Genomic DNA, 20,004 nt, shown 5'->3' on the forward strand with positions numbered 1-20,004 from the left:
CTTTTCAGTCTCTTGTGGTTCAGCCTCGGTGCAAAGGCTGATGAACTGATGAAATGGGAACGCATTCCGTTATCCATTGCCCTCAAGATAGGTCAGGAGCGGATTATTTTTGCGGACAGAAATATGCGTGTTGGTTTTCCGCCGTCCCTCAGCGATAAATTGCGGGTACAGAGCGCAGGCGGCGCGGTTTACCTGAAAGCCAGTCATGCCTTTTCGCCAACCCGTCTGCAATTGCAGGACAGTGAAAACGGCGAAATTATCTTACTGGATATTACCGCCACCAATACGGGGCCAACAGAGCCGGTACGCATTCTTTATCCGGGTGAAAAAAGTTCTGCCTCAAAAGAGGAACCCCGGCATCAGAGAAAATCAGCATTTTCGGCTCCCGCGCCGGTGGTATTAACCCGCTATGCCGCTCAGCAGCTCTATGCACCGCTGCGTACCGTCGAACCGGTTACAGGTATCCACCCGGTCAGTCTGCATTTACCCGAATCTATCACGACACTCTATCCTTCAGAACCGATTGCGGTTTCCCCGCTGGCCGGCTGGGGCGTGCAAAATTACACTGTGGTAGCCCTGAAACTGCGTAATACGGCCAAACGCAACATTACGCTCGACCCACGGGCCTTGCAGGGACAATTTGTCGCAGCAACATTTCAGCATCGCTGGCTGGGAGAAACAGGCACACCGGAAGATACCACAGTGCTGTATCTTGTAACCCGAGGACAGCCGGATCATGCCTTTATCCCTGAGCCTATAGCGGTGAAACCGGGAGGCCGTCATGCAGGTTAAATCCAACAGTCTGGTGAAAATTCTGGTGCCGGCGGTGCTGATGGTCGGCGGGTTTATCGGCATCAAAAGTTGCAGTTCAACAGACAGTACCGCACCCAACACCCCCCAGAATAATGTCCTGGCCACGTTGTCACCGGAGGAGCTACAGGCGCTGGGTGTCGGCGGCGATACACCGGAAGATACTCTGCGTACGCTGGTGGGGACGCTCAATAAAGTGCGGGCAGAGCAGCAACGATTAGGTCAGCAGAATGCCGATATCCTGAAAGAAAATGACCAGTTAAAAAATCAGCGTCACGATGTCGCCGGTCAGATAGATGCGGCGGTGGCAGCCATCCGGCAGGGTGATGAACAGCACCGGCGTGAATTACAGGATGAACAGCAGGGATTGCTGGCACAGATTGATTTACTGACAGAACGGCTGAATTCAGCGCCTCTGTCTGCGCCGGACAGTCCGATACCGATTGGGTCGGGAAGTCTTCCGTATTCTGCCAATGCAGGCACAGGGCAAAATGAACTTATCTGGATAACACCGGCCGATGAAAAACCGGCAGACATGCAAATCCCCGGCAATGGGAAAGCCACGGCGCAGTTCCCGACCTCATTTTTAAGTGAACAGTCAGCCGCCGGGCAAAATAAACCCCAAAGCCCAGCGCTTCAAAACTTATCAAAGGAAGAAAATGAAAAGCCGGTCTATACCCTGCCTGAAAATGCCACGTTAGTGGGCAGTCAGGCCATGACCGCTTTATTGGGCCGTGTCCCCGTGAATGGCATGGTGACCGACCCTTATCCTTTTAAAATCCTTATCGGCAAAGACAACCTGACGGCCAACGGCATTGAACTGCCGGAGGTGGAAGGGGCAGTGGTGTCCGGCTCGGCCAGTGGTGACTGGACACTCTCCTGCGTGCGCGGTCAGGTTAATTCCATCACGGTTGTTTTTCAGGACGGTACGGTACGCACCCTGCCGGGCGCAGGGCAAAACACCCACGGCAGTGCGGACGGCATCGGCTGGCTGTCCGATGAAAACGGCATTCCCTGTATCAGCGGTGAACGCAAATCCAACGCCGCTACCTATCTGCCGACCCTGTTTGCGCTCTCGGCCATGAATTCGGCTGGCGATGCCCTGAGTGAAAGCCAGCGAACCGCCCAGACCAGCGGCACTGGCGGTATCACGACCGCGTTAACGGGTAATGCCGGACAGGCGGTATTGGGCAAAGCGATGTCAGGTGGCATGAATGACCTGAGCGAATGGCTCAGACAGCGCTACAGCCAGACGTTTGATGCAGTTTATGTCCCGCCCGGTGCCCGTGTTGTGGTGCATATCACACAACGCCTGGCGATTGATTACGAAACGAAAGGACGTAAGGTGCGCTACGGCGTGCGTGAGACCGCCCAACGTGACAATCAGGAAGCATTAGATTAATGGAAAAGACCCCTTCTCAGTGGATATTCAGTGCGGGTTCCCCGTATTGCCTGCAAGTGCCGGTGACGTCGCGGGCTGAACCCGCACAGGTACAGCTTTACTGGCGTGCGGTGCGTAAAAAAGAGTGCCGGTTGTATCTCTCAACCGGCAGAGAATGTCAGCCGTTGGGTGACGGTGATTTTACCGTCTTCCGCCTGACGGAAACCCAGTGGCAGGCGGTGGTGGAAGGCAAAGTCAGCATTGAGCCTGAACAGTGGGTGCCTTTGCCTTTTACCTTATCAGAGCTGGCGGTACACCCGGAATTTGCCACGTTTACTGCTCTTGGTACTCCGGAGGCCACCGTATGCGGAAAATAAAATATTATGGGATAGTATGTCTGGCGGGGTTACTGGCCGGCTGTGCCACCTCGAAAGAGACCTTACTTCCTGCCGGAGAGCAAACGGTGCTGGCGATGTGGCAGGGGAACAAGGCCGGTCATGCGACTGCATCGGCCAGGGAAACACTGCGGCGGGCTTTAACTGTATCCGAACGACTCAGGGAACTGGAAGAACCCTATCATTACAGCCGTTCAGCCGCGCAGGAAATCAGCCAGCAATTTCCCCGCTTACCCAATCCCGATATGGTGATGTACGTCTATCCGCATCTGGTTGCCGGAAACACGCCGATACCGGGCTACAGCACGGTATTCCCGTTTTATCAGCAGGTACAGTATGCTCTGCCGGGTGAACGCACGGAGGCAGGGTAATGAACATCCCCAAGGCACTGAACCGCCCCGGCAGGCTGCGTGAAGCGGATGAAACCGCGATTTACCATGCCAATCCTTCCATCATTGATTACCTGCCCTGGGTGGAATATCTGGAAAAAGAGCAATGTCTGTTATTGGATGACGGGATTTCCGTCGGGGCGGTTTATCAAATTGAACCCATCGCCACCGAAGGCCGCCCTGCTGAGCGGTTGACTGAAATCCGGGATCAACTGGAAGATGCGATCCAGGACAGTCTGGAAGAAGACGATATTTCGCCGTGGGTGGTGCAGTTTTTTTGTCAGGATGAAGATGATCCTGTTGACTATCTCAACACCTTGCGGGGCTATGTGAAACCCTGGGCACAGGGAACACCGTTTACTGACACCTTTCTGGCAGAATCTGAGCATCACCTGAACAGCATTGCCCGGCCTGAGGGGATATTTCAGGACAGCTTAATCACCGGGCAGCCGTGGCGGGGCCAGCAGCGCCAGACCCGTATGGTGGTTTACCGGTGGCTTCCGGCCACGCGAAAATCCCGCTATGACAACCAAACCTTATCGGCTGTTGTCGCACTCAATCAGGTCTGCGAACGGCTGGTCTCATCGCTGGCAGCTGCCGGTGTCGTTGCCCATCGGCAAAATGGGGAGCAGATCCATAGCTGGTTGTTGCGTTATTTTAATCCGGCGCCGGACTGGGGGATGGCAAAAGCCGATTTTTACCGTACCGTGGGTTACGAAACCCCCACACCGTCCGATCTCCCGGTCAATAATGATTTTGCCGAAAGCCTGTGGTTTACCCCGCCGGTGTCTGATCCTGAAGCGGGCGTCTGGTGGTTTGACGGGTTGCCGCATAAAGCGGTGCCGGTCGAGCGCCTGCGTCGCCCACCAGAACCGGGAACACTGACAGGCGAAGTGAAACGGGGTGATAATATCAATACCCTGATGGATATGATGCCGGCAGGGACGGTAGTTTCCCTGACCATTGTGGCACAGGCACAGGACAGGCTGGAAGAGGACTTTACCCGGCTGGCGAAAAATGCCGTGGGAGAAAATACCGAATCGCTGCGCGTCCGGCAGGATGTGCAGGAAGTCAAAGCACTGCTGGGGCGGCGGCATAAACTGTACCGCAGCGCACTGACCTTTCTGGTGCGCGGCCGGGACGTCGCTGACCTGAATCATCGGGTGCATCAGTTATCCTCCACTCTGCTGACAGCAGGATTGCAGCCTGTCCGGCCCGAATTCAGTGCGTCACCGCTGAATGCTTATTTACGGGCATTGCCGATGTGCTTTAACCCGCAGAAAGACAAAAAATACTGGTACAGCCGCCTGACCTGGGTGCAGCATCTGGCCGGGTTATTGCCGGTGACAGGCCGTTCGACAGGGACAGGCCATCCGGGATTCAGTTTCTTTAACCGGGGCGGGGCGCCGCTGACCTTTGATCCGATGAACAAACAGGATCGCACCCAGAATGCCCATTTGTTGTTGTTTGGCCCGACCGGAGCAGGAAAATCCGCTACTCTGTGCGCTTCGTTAATCCAGTTGATGGCAATACACCGGCCGCGCCTGTTTATTGTCGAAGCCGGCAACAGTTTTGGTTTGCTGGCCGATTACTACGAAAGTCTGGGGCTGACAGTCAATAAAATCGGCATCAGACCGGGCTGTGGGGTGAGTCTGGCGCTGTTTGCCGATGCGCATCAGCTGCTGCAACTGAGTCCTGGGCAATTGCGCATTAATGAAGCCGATCTCCCGGATACGGATGAACAACAGGACGAGGAGAGAGATGAACAGCGCGATATTCTGGGCGAAATGGAAATTGCCGCCCGACTGATGATCACCGGTGGGGAGAAAAGGGAAGAAGAGCGCCTGACCCGCTCTGATAGGGGATTAATTCGCGAAGCCATTATGATGGCCGCCCGGACCAGTTTTGACGAGTCCCGCCAGATGGTGGCATCAGACTTGCAGAATGCACTGTATGCCATCGCCCGTAATCATCGGCAGGATGAACACGGCCAGCCGTTCATCACCGCCCACCGACGGGCACGGGCGGATGAAATGGCCAGCGCTATGTCAATGTTTACCCAGGGGTTTGAGGGTGAACTGTTTAACCGCCCCGGTACGCCGTGGCCGGAAGTGGATGTCACCCTGATTGATTTGGGCACACTGGCGCGGGAGAACTACTCGGCCCAGATGGCACTGGCGATGGTCTCGCTGATTAACAAAGTCAATAACCTGGCTGAACGGGATCAATATCAGGATCGCGAACTGCAACTGGTGATTGATGAAGGGCATATCACCACGACCAACCCGCTGTTATCACCGTATATGACTAAAGTGGTCAAGATGTGGCGTAAACTCGGTGCCTGGCTGTGGCTCGCCACCCAAAACCTGGCGGATTATCCCGACACCGCCGAAAAGATGCTGAATATGGCCGAATGGTGGTTATGTCTGACCATGCCACCGGATGAAGTGGAACAAATCGCCCGCTTTAAAAAACTGACAGAAGAGCAAAAAGCCGTATTGCTCTCCGCCAGTAAATTACCCCGTTGTTATACCGAAGGCGTGGTGCTGGCGAAAAAAATCGAGGCGTTATTTCGGGTAGTGCCGCCGAGCCTTTATCTGGCGCTGGGCATGACAGAAAAAGAAGAAAAGGCTGAGCGGCGGGTGTTGATGCGGGAACATCAGTGCAGTGAACTGGAAGCCGCTGTTTTGGTAGCCAGAAAAATGGATATCGCACGGGGGTTAAAGGTTGATGTTGTGGAACACAACATGGCAAAAGAAACGGGCTGATAATTTGACTCATTGAGCGCAAATAACAGGCAAGATCCCACTGTCAGGATTGGACTCACTTTCAGGTTAAAGGCATTTTGATCCTTTTCCTGATAGGTTACTCATGTTTTTCACCGTTTGAATTCCTTATTTGTTTTAATTTTCACTGTCGGAAAAAGAATTGAGCACTGTATATGCGCTGTTTTTCCCGCATGTTACCGCTTTCATCATTAATGAAATGGGTAACAGTCAGTGTTGCAAAAACTTCAATTCTCTTTGCTCAATAATGTGAAATCCCTGATTATCGGCCTATTGGGTTTGTTGCTCAGTTTCCCCGGTCAGGCCATGTCAGCAGACAAAAACGAAGATAATCTTTCTGCCCACAAGCTGGCTGACATCACCTCACAATTAGGGCAACAACTTAACCAATCGCAATCCCCCAACGAAGCCGCACAATCAATCGCTGCCCAGCAGCTGTCATCGGCAGTCATTGCCACATTAACCCCCTGGCTTAACCAGTTCGGCAATGCCCGGATCTCACTCCCCTTTGATCACTATTTTTCGTTAAAAGAAGCCGCGCTGGATTGGGTGCTGCCGTGGTATACCCCATCGGCCTACACCGCATTCAGCCAGTGGGGAGTTAAAACCGGGCACGGTCAGACGACCACCCATCTTGGCATGGGATACCGATATCTGGCTGATAACTGGCTCTGGGGGGTTAATGCGTTCTGGGATACCGAGTGGCCGACTCAACACCATCGCTACAGCATCGGGGCAGAAGCGTGGCGCGATAACTTCAAATTCTCTGCCAACCTTTACCGGCGCTTATCCGGCTGGAAAACGTCCCGGCAAGTCAGCGATTATGATGCACGTCCCGCCAATGGCTGGGATATCCGGGTAGAAGGCGGGTTACCCGCGTTGCCGCACTGGGGCGGGCAGGTGGTGTTTGAACAATACTACGGGCAGCAAGTGGATTTATTTGGTAACAGCAAACGTCAGCATAATCCCTACAGCCTGACGGCCGGGCTGACATACACGCCAGTACCGTTAGTTACATTGGGCGCAGATGTCCGGCAGGGGAAACACGATCACCGGGATAACCGTTTTACGCTGGCACTCAATTACCAGCTGGGTGTCCCGCTGTCCCAACAGCTTGATCCCAGCGCCGTCGCGCCATTACGCAGCCTGACATTCAGACGGACAGATTTTGTCAACCGGAATCATGATATGGTGCTGGATTACCGCAAGCAGACGCTGATAACACTGGACTTTCCCGCTCAGCTTAAAGGCGATGCAGGCAGAATCATCACCTTTATGCCACGGATTACCGCCAAATATCCGCTTGTGCGTTTAGAACTCCGGGCAGAAGAATTACAGCAAGCGGGCGGTAAAATTATTCACCAGATGCCTGATAAAGTCATGCTGCGTTTGCCGAAAGCCACCGATAAAATGATCCGGCTTTCCGGTATTGCCATTGACAGGCACGGCAATCGTTCCCGGCCATCGGAAACCATCATTTTTATCCAGCCGATGGAAACCCATGTGCAGGTCACCGCAAACCGGACTCAGGCAAGGGCAGATGGTCAGGACAGTGTGATGTATACCGTGATGGTGAAAGATCGTGACGGGGAACCTGTTCCCGATCAAACGGTGAGTTGGTCAAGTGACAAAGGCAAACTTTCACAAACCACACAGAAAACTGATACACAGGGGCTGGCGGCAGTGTTGCTGAGCAGTCATCATCACGGGGAGCATAGCGTACAGGTCTCGGTCGGTGATAATGTCACTGTGGCTTTGCCGGTGCACTTCAGTGCGGTATTGAAACCTGTTATCACCGCAGACAAAACACAGGCCAGAGCCGATGGTCAGGATGCCGTGACGTTTACCGTTACCTTCAAGGATGCCGCCGGCGTTCCCGTTCCTCATCAGACCGTTAAGTGGCAAGCCAGCCGGGGTAAATTCCTGAGTGCTTCGTCAACAACCAATAATCACGGGCAGGCCACCGCCGCATTAGTCAGTTTGCCCTCCGGTATTGCAGAGGTGTCGGTGATGGCGGATGAAGAGACGTTCACGGCATCACCGGTTGAATTTCTACCCGTACTGACCCATACGTTGACCTGTGACAAAAGTACAGCCATTGCCGATGGACAGGACAGTGTGCTTTGCACGATTGACGCGCGTGATGCGGCTGACCAGCCGATAGCAGGGAGGGAAATCGTCTGGTCAACGGATCATGGCCAGATTGCCGATGAACAGGTTATCACTGACAGCAGGGGAAAAGCCCACGCACGGATTATCAGCCGGAGAGCCGGTATCGCCCGTGTCCGCGCTGACATGTCAGGTACCATCATCACGGCGGGCGGGATCACGTTTGAACGTCAGTTGCACTCCGTTATCATCGCGGATAAAACCCACGCCAGCGGCGACGGGCGGGAGGCTATCGTACTGACTGCGATTGTTGAAGATGCGCAGGGGTTACCGGTTGAAAATCAGGCCGTCATCTGGCACACCGACAACGGCGTTCTGTCATCAGCAGAGACCCGAACCGACTCGCAGGGATTGGCACAGGTTCAACTGACCAGCACCGTTGCCGGTGAGCATCGGGTATGGATCCAGATTGATGATAAGACGGTGACCGCCCCGACGCTCTGGTTTGATGATGTGCTGACCTCCACCCTGCGTGCAGATAAAACCCGCATGATTGCCAATGGTCAGGATAGCGTCACATTGACCGTGGCGGTGAAAAAGCTGACCGGACAGCCTGCTGTCGGTATCCCTGTCTGGTGGCGCTCGGACAACGGTCACTTTACAGACGCTCAGATTGAAACCGATGAAAACGGTGAAGCCCGTGCGACACTGAGCAGCCAGAAGGCAGGCACCGCTTCAGTAACAGCCATTATTGATGACCAGGCGGTTATCTCACCCACAGTGGAATTTATCCCGCCATTACGTATTGCCGATACCGTCGCCGTTGACAGTCAGGGCGGTAATGCCAACCAGAAAGCCTTTGGCACCCGTGGGCCTTCAGTTTTCTGGCGGGGGGCGAAATTTCGCATTATCACCGCCGATAATACAGACCGGGTGAACTGGCAGAGCGATTCTCCGGCAGTCACGGTATCCGGTGATACGGTGGTCGTACAGCAACGTCCCGATGGTGTGAGACTGACAGGCACCGATGAGGCAGGGCAGCAGGTGGTACTGACCTTAACAAGCGATACCTGGTTTGAGCGCTCAGGCCTGACGCAAGATTTTTATTTTAATGCAACGCAAATTTGCCAATCACTCGGCAGCCAGATTGCGCCCAAATATGCACTTGAACGGCTTTATGAAGAATGGGGGAATTTTTATCACTATGAGGGCTGGGTGAGGGAGTTTTATGTGGTCTCCACGGATTATCTTTCTGCCAGTTCCGGTTCAATGGATGCGCAGACAAAATGGGCATTCTGGGCAGAATCGGATAGCTGGACGCGTAATGCCTGGCATCGGCTGGCATTTGCGTGTGGAGGCTAAGGCGGTTCTGTGTTTACATGATTTTGCTTGATCTGCCAGCGTTGTCTGATCTTGCCAATTTGATTCATGAAGTTGCTCCTTTCTTTTGTCAAAGAATAGACTCCGTTTGAGGTAATGGCGGAGTCTATTTGGCGGGTGGAATATGCAATGTCATTGGTTTGATCTTTCTATAGCAACAGGCCAAACCAGAAGATAAATATTCTTCTGACGCTTTATCACATGATTTTCTCATCCTGAATATGGGTCATATTCATAAAAACTTCGCATAAGCTCACATTTTTAGGCACAATGGCGCTGATATCATATTTTTTTGGACTAAAAAGAAAGGGAAAAAGATCCCGGCCATTCTCAAGTTTTCTTGTTTTATCGAGCGATTCAAAGTAGTTGTAGATCTCCGATACCACTGTTTTATGTATTTCACTTTTAACTAAATCATCTCTCTGATATGGGCTTTCATAGTGTCCATAGTACAGTTTACGAAGATAAGGAATATTTTCCTCTTCGTTTTCATCCATGGGAGACCTGATGAAAGCCATAATTTCATCTGTGCGATCTTGCTTGACGCTGGTAAAAAAATCATTGATGCACTGCTGTAACTGAGGTGTGCATTTTCCCTGTGGTTTCGGCCGTTTTACTTCTTCAAACGTAGACTGTTCCGCCGACATGTTCAGCATATCTGTCATGATATTTTTAAATTTTTCCGGACACGGGGTTTGTTTCACTTCCGCATCAACACAACGGCCAAAATAACCGGAGTTGTGGGTGTAATTGTATTTTCTGATGGTCAGAACATAGGTTCCCAGCGGCGGTTCATACCCTCTGATTTCGGAGGATTCATAGGCGAATTTGAAGTAAATCCCGTTTTTTTTGTTATAACCGATCAGGTTTCTCGCAGCAGCAAAATCGGCGACAGTACACCCATGATCGCAATAGAAGGGGATTTCGCCATTAATGAGAAGAAACCAGCCTGCTGGAAAGGTGATTTCGTGTTGGATTGAGTTTCTCATGTATTGTCTTCTTTTTCAAAAATTATGATTGTTGTTATGAAGAGTATGTAATGTACTTGTTATATGAATCCAGTGATCACCGCAGAGCTAACATGACTTGGATATTTTTCAGGGTAAGAAAACCGGAAGATCACAAGGATTTTCCGGTTTTTTTGTTTATATACCTTCTATATCAACTGATTTTTAATCTCTCTGGATTAAAAGCGACTATTTTTTTATCCTTAGTCATCCCACATGGATAAAAGCCTTCTTTATATATATTGAACATTTTTTCTAATAATGATTCATTTTTATTTCCTAATATATATCTTTGTATAGATAGCATTTTTAACTGATAGTATATATCATCTAAAATTTCAAAATAAAAATCGTCATACTCTGTGTTTATCTTTTTTATCTTGGATTTTCTATAAGATAATATCTTTTCTTCTTGTAAATCACCATATTCTTCGTCAATATCTTCTAAGTAATCTTCGGCTTCAGAATAGTTATCTTCTAAGGAAAACTCACCAACGTTATTTTCTATAAGATCTTGCCATACTAAGTATCCATCTGGAAGGTCTTGACTAAATGATAATTTTAGAGATTTATCTTTATCCTCCAATAAAATAACATCAGAAGATAACTGGCCCTTTCCTGATAAAAGGTCATCTAAAAATAAAAAACGCATTGGTTCAGTTACAAACTTCTTATTCAAGCCTTTCATCATTACACTCCTAAAATTTTATTCCACATGTCTAAAGCTATTTTATTACCTATCTTAGATTTTCCTTTCCAAATATCCTTAGCTCTGATCGGTGTTCCATTCATCATCCCTTTTTTAGCCAAGTTTTGTATATTAGCAACCTGTTTCGATATCTCCGTAACAGACTGATTTAGATCTATTTTGTCTAATGCATTTTTAATCGCTTTAGAGTAACCATTATGGTTACCTTGATGCCTTGCCATTGCACTAACACCTTTATCCACCTCTCTTAAAAAAATTCCATTTGCTGCATTGTCGATATCATACTTAATTTTTTTCAAGGCAGGATGACTAGCGTATTGTTTGGGAATAACATGATGAGCCTGATAACCACTCCATTTAGTTGAACGTGGTAACCCCATATCCGCCATCATATTTTTACCTAACTTGGTCGAGCATCCAGCCAAACCGAGTGGGTCAATCCAAGAAAGAGGATTTTCAACATACGCATATAAATTTTCACCACCCTGAATTCCCAGCGGATCTGGCGTCAGATACACACTCGCCTCTGGCAAGAAATATCTGAACCGATTATAGACTAAACCGCTCTCTGCATCGAGCCACTGGCCTGCAAACTGCATTTCCGGATTCAGTTCAGCATTTTCGCCAGCGGCTTTCAATTGTACTCCGTACAGGCTCTGGGGAGGTTGTCGCCAGACACGGTGCCCCTGTGGGTCAAACAATGCCAGCGGTTCTCCCGTCGGGGCGCACACCGCATACTGCGTCTGCACCTCGCCGGCAATCAGTTCATGGCGGTTCTCCGGGTGCAGGGTAAAAAACTGCACCTGCTGCGCCAGCAACTGCCAGCCATCAAACACTAAGTGGCGGATGCTGTACAGCCGGTTGTGCCGGTATTCGCGGATTTCCGCCGGCACATCGCCGTCCCACAGGTACGTCGTCCGGCTGCCCGCCCGTTCACACACTTTTTCCGTGCGCCGGCCGAAGGCATCGTAGCGATAATCCCACTGCTGGCCACCCGGTGTCAGCACGCCGATCAGCTGGTTCTGGCTGTTCCAGCGGAATTTAGTCAGTTGCGCGCGATGACCTTCCTGCCACAGCTGCATGGCGGTCATCCGGCCTGCCTCATCGTATTCAAACAGATGCTGACCCGCCTGCCGCAGTCGGTGTCCCTTCTGGTAGAGCCGTTCGTTGTCAATATCGTGGCGACCGTCGAAACGGCGGGCGGGGTAACCACAGGCATCATACTGATAATGCTCCCGCAGCCGGTCGCCGTCACTGACTGATGTGACCTGACCGTTGCCGTTGACCACATAACGCAACCACTGCCGTTCATCGTTGGCGGCCACCAGATTCAGTGCCGCATCGTAACGATATTCCCGGTCCAGCCCCGCCAGTGTCGGTTGAGGGATATCTGCCACTTCATGGGCGGCAAAAAACGCGGTATTGCGGCCGGCACGCTGCGTCGTCAGTTGCCCCATCAGGGAATGCTCCTGACGCAGGATAAAGCCCTTGTCTGACTGGCGATGCCATTCGTGCCCGTCGTCATCCCGCTCAAGCGTGAGCTGATGCTCACCACTGATACTGAGCAGGCTCAGTTCACCCACCTTATTAACCTGCGTGTCCGCTTTCCAGCGCCGGCCATCGGGCGTGTAAAGGGTGCGTTCTGCCGTGGCATTGTCGGGATACTCACGCCGGATTTCACCATAAGGTTGAACTTCTTTCACCAGGCGACCTTTGTCATCGTATTCAAAGGTCAGCGGTTCAGCGTCCGGCGCAATCACCTCAAGCAGACGTCCCAGGATATCGTAGGCGTAAGTAGTACGGCCTTCCGGCGTGTGCATCGCCGTCATCTGCCCGGCGGCATCATAGTCATAGCGGGTGACCTGATTCAGTGCATCCCGCTTTTCAATGCAGTTGCCATTGCCGTCATAGGCATAATGCCATTGCGTCCCGGCGTAGTCGGTCTCCGTGGTCACCCGCCCGTCGGCATCCAGTTGATAACGGTAGCTTTCCCCTTGCGGATTAATGACTTCGAGGAGTTGCAGGCTATCGAGATCATAACGGTACTGCCAGCGGTGACCTTCACCGTCAATCCGGCCGATCGGCAGGTCAAACGGCCCGTATTCAATCTGCCATTCCACACCCCGCGCATCTGTCCATCGGGTCAGGTTGCCGTGGCGGTCATGGCGGAAGCGCTCCAGGCTGTTGTTGGGGCGGTCACTTAAGGCGATGCGGTGATGACGGTCATATTCCCACGACCATAAGGCCCCGCCGCCGGATGACAGCCGTTGCAACCGGTCATGGCTGTCGTAACCCAGCCGCAGGCTGCGGTTTTCCTCATCAAACAGCCGGGTCAGCCGCTGATGGTCATCGTATTCCCAGCTGCGTTGGTTGCCTTCGTCATCTTCGGCTTTCGTTACCAGCCCGAACGCATTGCGGGTTAAGGTGGTTTTGCTGCCGTCAGGGGCAATAAAACATTCGGCATGACCCTTATCATCGTATTGTTGCCACCAGACCCGCCCCAGCGGGTCGGTCATGCTGACCAGCCGGTCATTCTCATCGTAGTGATACTGCCACACGGCACCGCCGGCATCGGTAAACGCCGTGACCAGTCCCGTATCCGCCAGATAATCCAGTTGCAGGACCTGTCCTTCCGGCAAAATCTGCCGTTGCAGGTTACCCCAGTTATCGTATTCATACCGGGTGACATGACCGCACGGCGTTTCCACCTGAGTGACCTGTTGCTCCACATTATAATGCCAGGCGGTGGTATGGCCCTGTGGTGTGGCGGAGAGGGTGAGGCCGGGTTCATAGGTCAGCCGGACGGGGTAATAGCCCCCGCTGCCGACGCTTTCAATGCAGCGCCCCTGTGCATCATACACATAATCCACGGCAGTCTGGTCACCGTCTGACCAGCGGCTAATCAATCCCTGTGCAGTGTATTCATAGAACAGGTGGAATTGCTGGGTACTGTCCGCTTCTGCCAGCCAGCCATTCCCGTGATAGTCATAGCGCACCATGACTTCATTGAGACCACTGTCGCTGCGGCGGATGTCAGTCAGTAACCCGTCTGCGCGGTACAGTAATACCAGTTCCGGGCCATCGCTGTGGGTGACCCGATTTAACTGGTCTTGTTCGTTGTAATGAAAATCGATGGCGTTATCGTTGCGGTCACGCAGGGCGGACAATTGCCAGCGCTGGGTGCCGGCAGTCTCTGATATACCCGGCCGGGTAAAATATTTTCTGACCGGCTGATTGCGCTCGCTCAGAATAAAGCCCTGTTGATGCCGGCTCAGCGTAAATTCAGGGTGCTCCGGGTTGATACTGTGGTCAACGCTTTGGGGCAGGGCGAAGTGCAGGGAAGCCCCTTCCAGTGTCAGGACTTCTATCCGGTCACCGATTACGATGACCGCTTCGGAGAAGTTGTCCAGCCAGTTTTCGCCGAGCAGCCCCCGCAACCCCGGTGACCAGCTGCGGGTGAAGCTCAGGGGGATGGTTTGTCCCAGTTCAAACTCAGTACGCTGGTCAGACAGGCTGCCGGTGGTCACGTCTATCGGGTCACCCGTAAAGAATTTTTTGGTGGACTGAGTAAAACGTTTGACGCCTTTATTGGCTTTAAAGGCAGCTTTGGCACACATCACTCTGCCTTTCAGGGCATGAGCGGCTTTTTTGGCGCCCAGTTTTGCCCCGGCCAGCACCGCCTGCCGGCCGGTTTTGGTCATCAGCTTACCGATGCCTTTTACCAGCCCGCGTGTCGGGGGCACCAGAAACTCCACCGCTACCAGTAAAGCCCGTTGCCAGCCGGAGAATTCTTCTTCAATCTCGAGATAAGTCCCCTGACCGGAGCCGATAAAGACTTTGCTCGCACCGCCTTTGATGGCGGCACCACACACCAGCTTGTCGCCGACCCGTGCCGCCGGCTGGCCGTTGATAAACACCGACTCACTGCCCTGTGCTATCAACGGTGGCGCCGGGTGTTTGCTGCATGCGGCCATATCGACAGTGGCCCGTGCGGCGGGCTTGCCTTCAATCATGACGTTACCGGAACCACTGCTCAACACGCCGTCCGGCGAGCCGAAGCTGTCGACAAAGTTCGAGACGGCCGAGCTGGCTGCGGCAATGGCATCGCTGGCCAGATAGGTTAACCCGCTGCCGGCCGCGGCTACAATAAGGGTAGCCCCCAATCCGCCGGTACCGGCAACCAGCAATCCCACCGCGCCAAAAATGGCCGCCCCAATCAGTGCACCGGCCACCGCCCCCATCAGGGCACCAAAGAAGCTCTTATGCTGGATGGGGTCACCCTGGCGTGCTGCGGCCGGCCCTCGGGCACCGCCCGCAGGCGGCAAGGGTGGCCGGGCATGGGTGGCCCCGACCCGGGCAATCCGGGTAATAATTTCATCACCTAATCCCATATCGGCCTCCGTTATGCCGTCTGAAAACTGCTTACCACCGCCAGTAAGGCTTCCCGTTGTCCGGTATTAAAGGGCTGTGGGGAAGTCAGGTTAAACGCCAGCAGCTGGCTGCCCCGGATTTGCAGCACCACCGTCTGGTACATTTCCCCTTCCGGGCTTTGCCACTGGTAATCCAGCCGCCATGCCATATCGCCACTGAGTTCGGTTTGCCCCCGCTGGTGCTCCTGATAGCCCGGCAGGTGGGTCACAAACTGCGTCAGTGTCTGCTCATAATAGGTATTGCTGTCGGTGCCTGCCGGCACCGCAGTGCGGTTAATCACCAGATTGACGCCGCTGTCATCCGGCAGCACAAACACGTGCATCGATTCGTCACGCCAGCCGGCGGGAATGTTCAGGGTGCCTTCGTTCATCTGGTAGGGTTGTGTGCTCATGGGTTTTCCTTTTCACTCTTTTTGTATCATCAATATTCAGCCCGCCGCAGAAAAATTCTGTGGCGTGGATTTCAGTCTTGTTGCCGGACTGCCCGGACTCAGTTCAGGGTGATGACCTCTTTTCCGTTAATAATGACGGTGTTACCGGTAATATGGATATTGCCGTCGGTATCAATCGAGATGCTCCCTTTAGTGTTGCCGAGGGTGATGCCGCTTTCAGTGGACTGAATGGTGATTTGTCCTTTGACACTGAGTACGCTGGTTTTTTCCACGGTGACCTGCCGTGTTCCGATACTGCTCACTTCCATGCCGACTACCTCTTTATGGCGGTCAGCGCGTACGCTGATGGCCTGATTGTGTCCGACGCTTTCGGTATGGTCGTGCATCACGCGGGTGCTGCGGTCATTAAGCACGGTGGTGTCCATGTCCTTCTGTGCGTGCAGCGACAGCTTTTCACTGCCTTTGGCATCCTCAAACAGCAGCTCGTTATAGCCTTCGCCCTTGTGGGTTTTGGAGCGGAACGCCATCTGGGTTTTGCTGCCCGGCAGCCCGCCCGGCGGGATATTGCTCGCGTGGTAGGTTCTGCCGGTGACGATGGGCTGATCCGGATCGCCGTGCAGAAAATCCACCACCACTTCCTGACCGATGCGCGGGATAGCGAGCATGCCCCAGCCCTGTCCCGCCCACGGCTGGGTCACCCGTATCCAACAGGAGCTCTGGTCATCGGATTTGCCGTAGCGATCCCACGGGAACTGGAGGCGGATGCGTCCGTACTGGTCACAGAAGATTTCTTCCCCGGCCGGTCCCACCACTTTGGCAATCTGCGGGCCGTCAATAGCGGGTTTCGGCAGCGGCGTCGGCCGCCAGTGCTGGTTATGGCGGATGAAGCTGAACTGGCTGTGCAGCGTAGTGCCGCTGTCGCCGGTGGCTGTTTCCAGGGCACCCGGCTGGTTGCCGGAATGGCTCGCGCTCACCACCTGCCATGGCTGGTTCAGATCCGCCCGCGGGTGGTTGGTCAGAATGAACAGTTTCCCCGGCTGGATGGCAATCGCGTGACCGTGCCCCTGTCCGGTGATCGCATCGTTACGCAACGCTTCCAGCCGGTAGCGGGTGAAGGCTTTGCCGTGGGCTTCGTCCTTGAACCGGCCGGGGTAGTCGTAATGCTCGTAATACTGCTCCTGTAGCTGTTCATCCTTCATCTGCTCACGAAATTCGGCTGACCAGGCCGGATTTTTGAAGGTGTAGTCCTTCAGCTCAACCTGCGCCGGGCGTACCTGTGCGCTGCTGGTGAAGCTGGTCACTGACGGCTCGCCGGTGGTACTGATGTCACCCGGCTGATAAGGCAGCATAATGCCCGGCGGCACTGAACCGGCGTCGTCGGCGAACACCAGCGTGTTGCGCCCGTTGCCGCATTCAAAGAAGTAGAAGATGCCTTCTTCCGCCGTCAGCCGTTGCAGGAAGTCAAAGTCGCTTTCCTGATACTGGACACAGAATTCCCGCGCCGGGTGCGGCTGGCGCAGGCTGAAGACCACATCACGAATGCCGTGCTCTTTAAGCAGGGTGGTGAGAATGGTCACGATATCCTGCTGCTGGAAGATGCGTGAGTTCTGCCGCAGGGAAGTACGCCATAAATCCGGGCAAATCGTCATCTGGTAGGTGGTCTGGTGCAGCCCGGTGTTGCCCTGTTCGAAGCGGGCGACGCAGCCACTGATGCTGCGCTGTTCTTTGCCGTCCTGCGTGATGGTGAGTGTCGCACTGCGATCGAGGACTGACGGGAAGTCAATTGCCGGGTCAGCGCTCGCCAGCCCCACGTTGAGGGTAAAGAGCCGGGAGAATCCTTCATTCAGCGTAAAATCGGTGACAACGAACGTCTGCGGCGGCAGGCTGGCTGCCGTCAGGGTAAATTGCAGGCCGCTCGGTGCTGAGCCTCCACCGCCGCCCGCCTGTTGCAGCGCTTTGGCTGCCCCGCTGTGTCCGGCGGCGGCTTGCTGCGCCAGGCTCTGGCCGCCGCTGAGCGGGCCGGCAAAACCGCCGGGTTTCATCAGGCCACCTTTATCCGTCAGGCCAGCGGTACCGGCACCACCCAGCAGGCTGTCCGCCTGTTTCGCCAGACCTGTTGCCTGCTTTCCTTTTTCCAGCAGGGATTGTCCCTGCTGTAACTTCATCAGGTGTTTCTTCATTGACATTGTTTCGTTTTCCTTATTTTTTACTTGTTATCCTCAATGCTGTTTTCCGCGGGGGCCTTTTACTTACGCAGCCTGACGTCCGGGCCAGCATTCACTGCGTTCAGGCAGAAAAAGCGCGTTCTTCATACACGTTTTTTTTTCTTATTATGATGGGAGGCTGATTGTTTTATCGGCATATTTTTCATTCCATTCATGACAAATTATGTCAGGGGATAAATCCGGATTGTTATTTTATAGACACAACGATGAATTTTATGAATGTGATGTCCGTTTTATCGACATTTGAGAAAAATCTTAGCGGACCGGGGCGCTTATTTTTCATTTTTAGAAAATCAATTAAGCGCTGACTTTTGCAGCGGCTTTCTTCACGCTGACCCGATGTTTTGCCGTAGGGACGACGATGATGAAAAAGCCGGGTTTAGTGTTTTTGCTGGGATGGGGCGTGGCAGGGTATGCCGGTGCGGGCACGGTGGTGTATACCGACCATCAACACCCGCCGGTGAATCTGATGCCAGACAGCTACGTTGTCTGGCTGGATGCACCTGAACAACTTCAGCAACAGCACTTTGCCCGGCTGCCTGCTGACCCAAGGCAGGCGATGGAACAGGCAAAAACGATGCTGCAATCACCACAGTGGCGTGAGCAGGAACAGGAACTTATCAACGCTTATCGTGCTGTTGTCCATGCCCGGCAATCCGGTGTGCGCAAATACCCGGCGGTGGTGTTTGATGATCGTGACGTGGTATATGGCACAGCCGATATTGCCAAAGCAACGGCGCTCAGGGAACAGTATCAGCCATGAATACGTCACGTTTGGCTTTTCCGGTGGTTATCACGCTGGCCGCGGCATGTGCTCCCGTCACACAAGCTGCTATCAATACCGCCCAAATCGTGGCCGGCAGTGTCTCGCCCGCCTGTATTCAGTGGCGGGTCAGCGGCATTTGTTACTGGCTGTTCTGTTCGTGGCATGGCTGCACGGTAAAAACTTCGGTCAAAGTCACCCATTTCCTGCCGCAGGCAGTGGTCTCCACCTATCATGGCTCCGGCGGCAACCCGTGGGTTGAAATGGCTCACATCAGCCCGTTATCCGGCGGATTGGAAAATACGGTAACGGGTGCCTTACCCCGCCTGACCACCGGCGGCGGCAATCATACGGTTCAGGTTGCCGGGAAGCAGAGTCCCCGTCTGCGTTTCAAATACGCCGATGCCATCGGGCACCCCGCTACTACTCTGATTGGCGGACAAATCCCGGGGTATTCCTGTCGCAGTGCGGCCACACCGCTGATGCCCTATTTTCTCAGCACACTGGATACCGTCGCGTGGCGCAGCGGGCTGCCGGAGTCACTTTATCCTGAAGCGCTTATTCCCGGTCAGCGTGAGCTGGGAAGTACAATGGCGGGCAATATGTGGGGAAATCTCTACCCGCGTTCCGGTTTTGTCACGCAGGTTGATGAAGATAAAACCGCTGCGGTGGTGGCACAGCGGGTGGCGGACATTATCACCCGTACCGGGCAGCCCCATGTTTATCAGCCTCTGACCGGGCAACGCCGTGACGGCTACTGGCCGCCGTCCCCGGTCACCGAAAATACCGGCACGAAAAATCACCAATGGCAACGGTTGTCACCACAGTTAAGTCAGTCCTGCGCGGTGTTCCCGGATGGCAGCCACACGGCGGCGGCAGACAGCAATCAGGCGTATGCCCTGTGGCAGCCCTACAGCTGTTGCCAGCGGCGCGGGCAACGTTTTCTCAGCAGTACGGACATATAAGGAAAAAACAGGATGATAAGAAAACCGATACTGCTGATGGTGGGCGGGCTGGCACTCGTTACCGCTCAGGTTCATGCCTCGGGACTGTCAGTTTCCTTACCGACCGTGAGTCACAGTGCGCTGGGCTATGGTGCACAGAGCAGCGGGGCGGTCTCCGATACGTTGTTCTATACCCTCGGTGGCGGCTCGGTGATTTCTGAGCCAGCCAGCCGTGGAGGTTCAACCAGGCTGGCTGGTCTGGAACTGGGCTGGAGTTCGGATTT

General features: G+C 53.7%; 13 protein-coding genes and 1 pseudogene. 9 read left to right on the forward strand and 5 right to left on the reverse strand.

What is annotated here, in order from left to right:
• The first annotated feature begins 48 nt into the window (after positions 1–48).
• The 6 genes from FE394_RS17055 to FE394_RS17080 all read left to right on the forward strand — a co-directional run bounded on the left by FE394_RS17055 (position 49) and on the right by FE394_RS17080 (position 9,232).
• A complete protein-coding gene (locus FE394_RS17055) occupies positions 49–792 on the forward strand; it encodes a TIGR03749 family integrating conjugative element protein (protein ID WP_419836358.1) in 744 nt (247 codons plus the stop codon).
• Positions 782–2,212, forward strand: coding sequence for a TIGR03752 family integrating conjugative element protein (locus FE394_RS17060; RefSeq protein WP_319927549.1), 1,431 nt, complete (start codon positions 782–784; stop codon positions 2,210–2,212). Before FE394_RS17055 ends, FE394_RS17060 begins: the two co-directional genes overlap by 11 nt.
• On the forward strand, positions 2,212–2,568 hold the full coding sequence (locus FE394_RS17065; protein ID WP_319927550.1) for a hypothetical protein: 357 nt from the start codon (positions 2,212–2,214) through the stop codon (positions 2,566–2,568). Before FE394_RS17060 ends, FE394_RS17065 begins: the two co-directional genes overlap by 1 nt.
• Positions 2,556–2,957 carry a TIGR03751 family conjugal transfer lipoprotein gene (locus FE394_RS17070; RefSeq protein WP_319927551.1) on the forward strand — a complete coding sequence of 134 codons (402 nt, stop codon included), beginning with the start codon at positions 2,556–2,558 and terminating at the stop codon, positions 2,955–2,957. Before FE394_RS17065 ends, FE394_RS17070 begins: the two co-directional genes overlap by 13 nt.
• Positions 2,957–5,743 carry a conjugative transfer ATPase gene (locus FE394_RS17075; RefSeq protein ID WP_319927552.1) on the forward strand — a complete coding sequence of 929 codons (2,787 nt, stop codon included), beginning with the start codon at positions 2,957–2,959 and terminating at the stop codon, positions 5,741–5,743. Before FE394_RS17070 ends, FE394_RS17075 begins: the two co-directional genes overlap by 1 nt.
• 231 nt (positions 5,744–5,974) lie before the next feature.
• Positions 5,975–9,232 carry an Ig-like domain-containing protein gene (locus FE394_RS17080; RefSeq protein WP_319927553.1) on the forward strand — a complete coding sequence of 1,086 codons (3,258 nt, stop codon included), beginning with the start codon at positions 5,975–5,977 and terminating at the stop codon, positions 9,230–9,232.
• Positions 9,233–9,447: 215 nt separating this feature from the next.
• On the opposite strand, the gene FE394_RS17085 is transcribed toward FE394_RS17080, so the two are convergent.
• The 5 genes from FE394_RS17085 to tssI all read right to left on the reverse strand — a co-directional run bounded on the left by FE394_RS17085 (position 9,448) and on the right by tssI (position 17,974).
• On the reverse strand, positions 9,448–10,239 hold the full coding sequence (locus tag FE394_RS17085; RefSeq protein ID WP_319927554.1) for a hypothetical protein: 792 nt from the start codon (positions 10,237–10,239) through the stop codon (positions 9,448–9,450).
• Between the two features lie 172 nt (positions 10,240–10,411).
• Positions 10,412–10,948: a hypothetical protein gene (locus FE394_RS17090; protein ID WP_319927555.1), complete on the reverse strand. Its 537-nt coding sequence runs from the start codon at positions 10,946–10,948 to the stop codon at positions 10,412–10,414.
• Positions 10,948–15,357 (reverse strand): AHH domain-containing protein, encoded by a 4,410-nt coding sequence (locus FE394_RS17095; protein WP_319927556.1) that lies wholly within the window; start codon positions 15,355–15,357, stop codon positions 10,948–10,950. Before FE394_RS17095 ends, FE394_RS17090 begins: the two co-directional genes overlap by 1 nt.
• Positions 15,358–15,368: 11 nt before the next feature.
• Positions 15,369–15,788: a DUF1795 domain-containing protein gene (locus tag FE394_RS17100; RefSeq protein ID WP_319927557.1), complete on the reverse strand. Its 420-nt coding sequence runs from the start codon at positions 15,786–15,788 to the stop codon at positions 15,369–15,371.
• A 98-nt stretch (positions 15,789–15,886) separates the two neighbouring features.
• Positions 15,887–17,974 (reverse strand): type VI secretion system tip protein TssI/VgrG, encoded by a 2,088-nt coding sequence (gene tssI / locus FE394_RS17105; RefSeq protein ID WP_319927558.1) that lies wholly within the window; start codon positions 17,972–17,974, stop codon positions 15,887–15,889.
• A gap of 403 nt (positions 17,975–18,377) precedes the next feature.
• Here tssI and FE394_RS17110 point away from each other — a divergent pair, with 403 nt between their 5' ends.
• From FE394_RS17110 to FE394_RS17120, 3 genes and pseudogenes are all read left to right on the forward strand, one after another.
• Positions 18,378–18,776, forward strand: coding sequence for a TIGR03757 family integrating conjugative element protein (locus tag FE394_RS17110; RefSeq protein WP_319927561.1), 399 nt, complete (start codon positions 18,378–18,380; stop codon positions 18,774–18,776).
• On the forward strand, positions 18,773–19,741 hold the full coding sequence (locus FE394_RS17115; protein WP_319927559.1) for a TIGR03756 family integrating conjugative element protein: 969 nt from the start codon (positions 18,773–18,775) through the stop codon (positions 19,739–19,741). Before FE394_RS17110 ends, FE394_RS17115 begins: the two co-directional genes overlap by 4 nt.
• A 12-nt stretch (positions 19,742–19,753) precedes the next feature.
• A pseudogene (locus FE394_RS17120) lies at positions 19,754–20,004 on the forward strand (integrating conjugative element protein); the annotation flags it as partial.

The organism is Xenorhabdus littoralis (assembly GCF_033949345.1).
In the GTDB taxonomy this organism is placed as follows: domain Bacteria; phylum Pseudomonadota; class Gammaproteobacteria; order Enterobacterales; family Enterobacteriaceae; genus Xenorhabdus; species Xenorhabdus littoralis.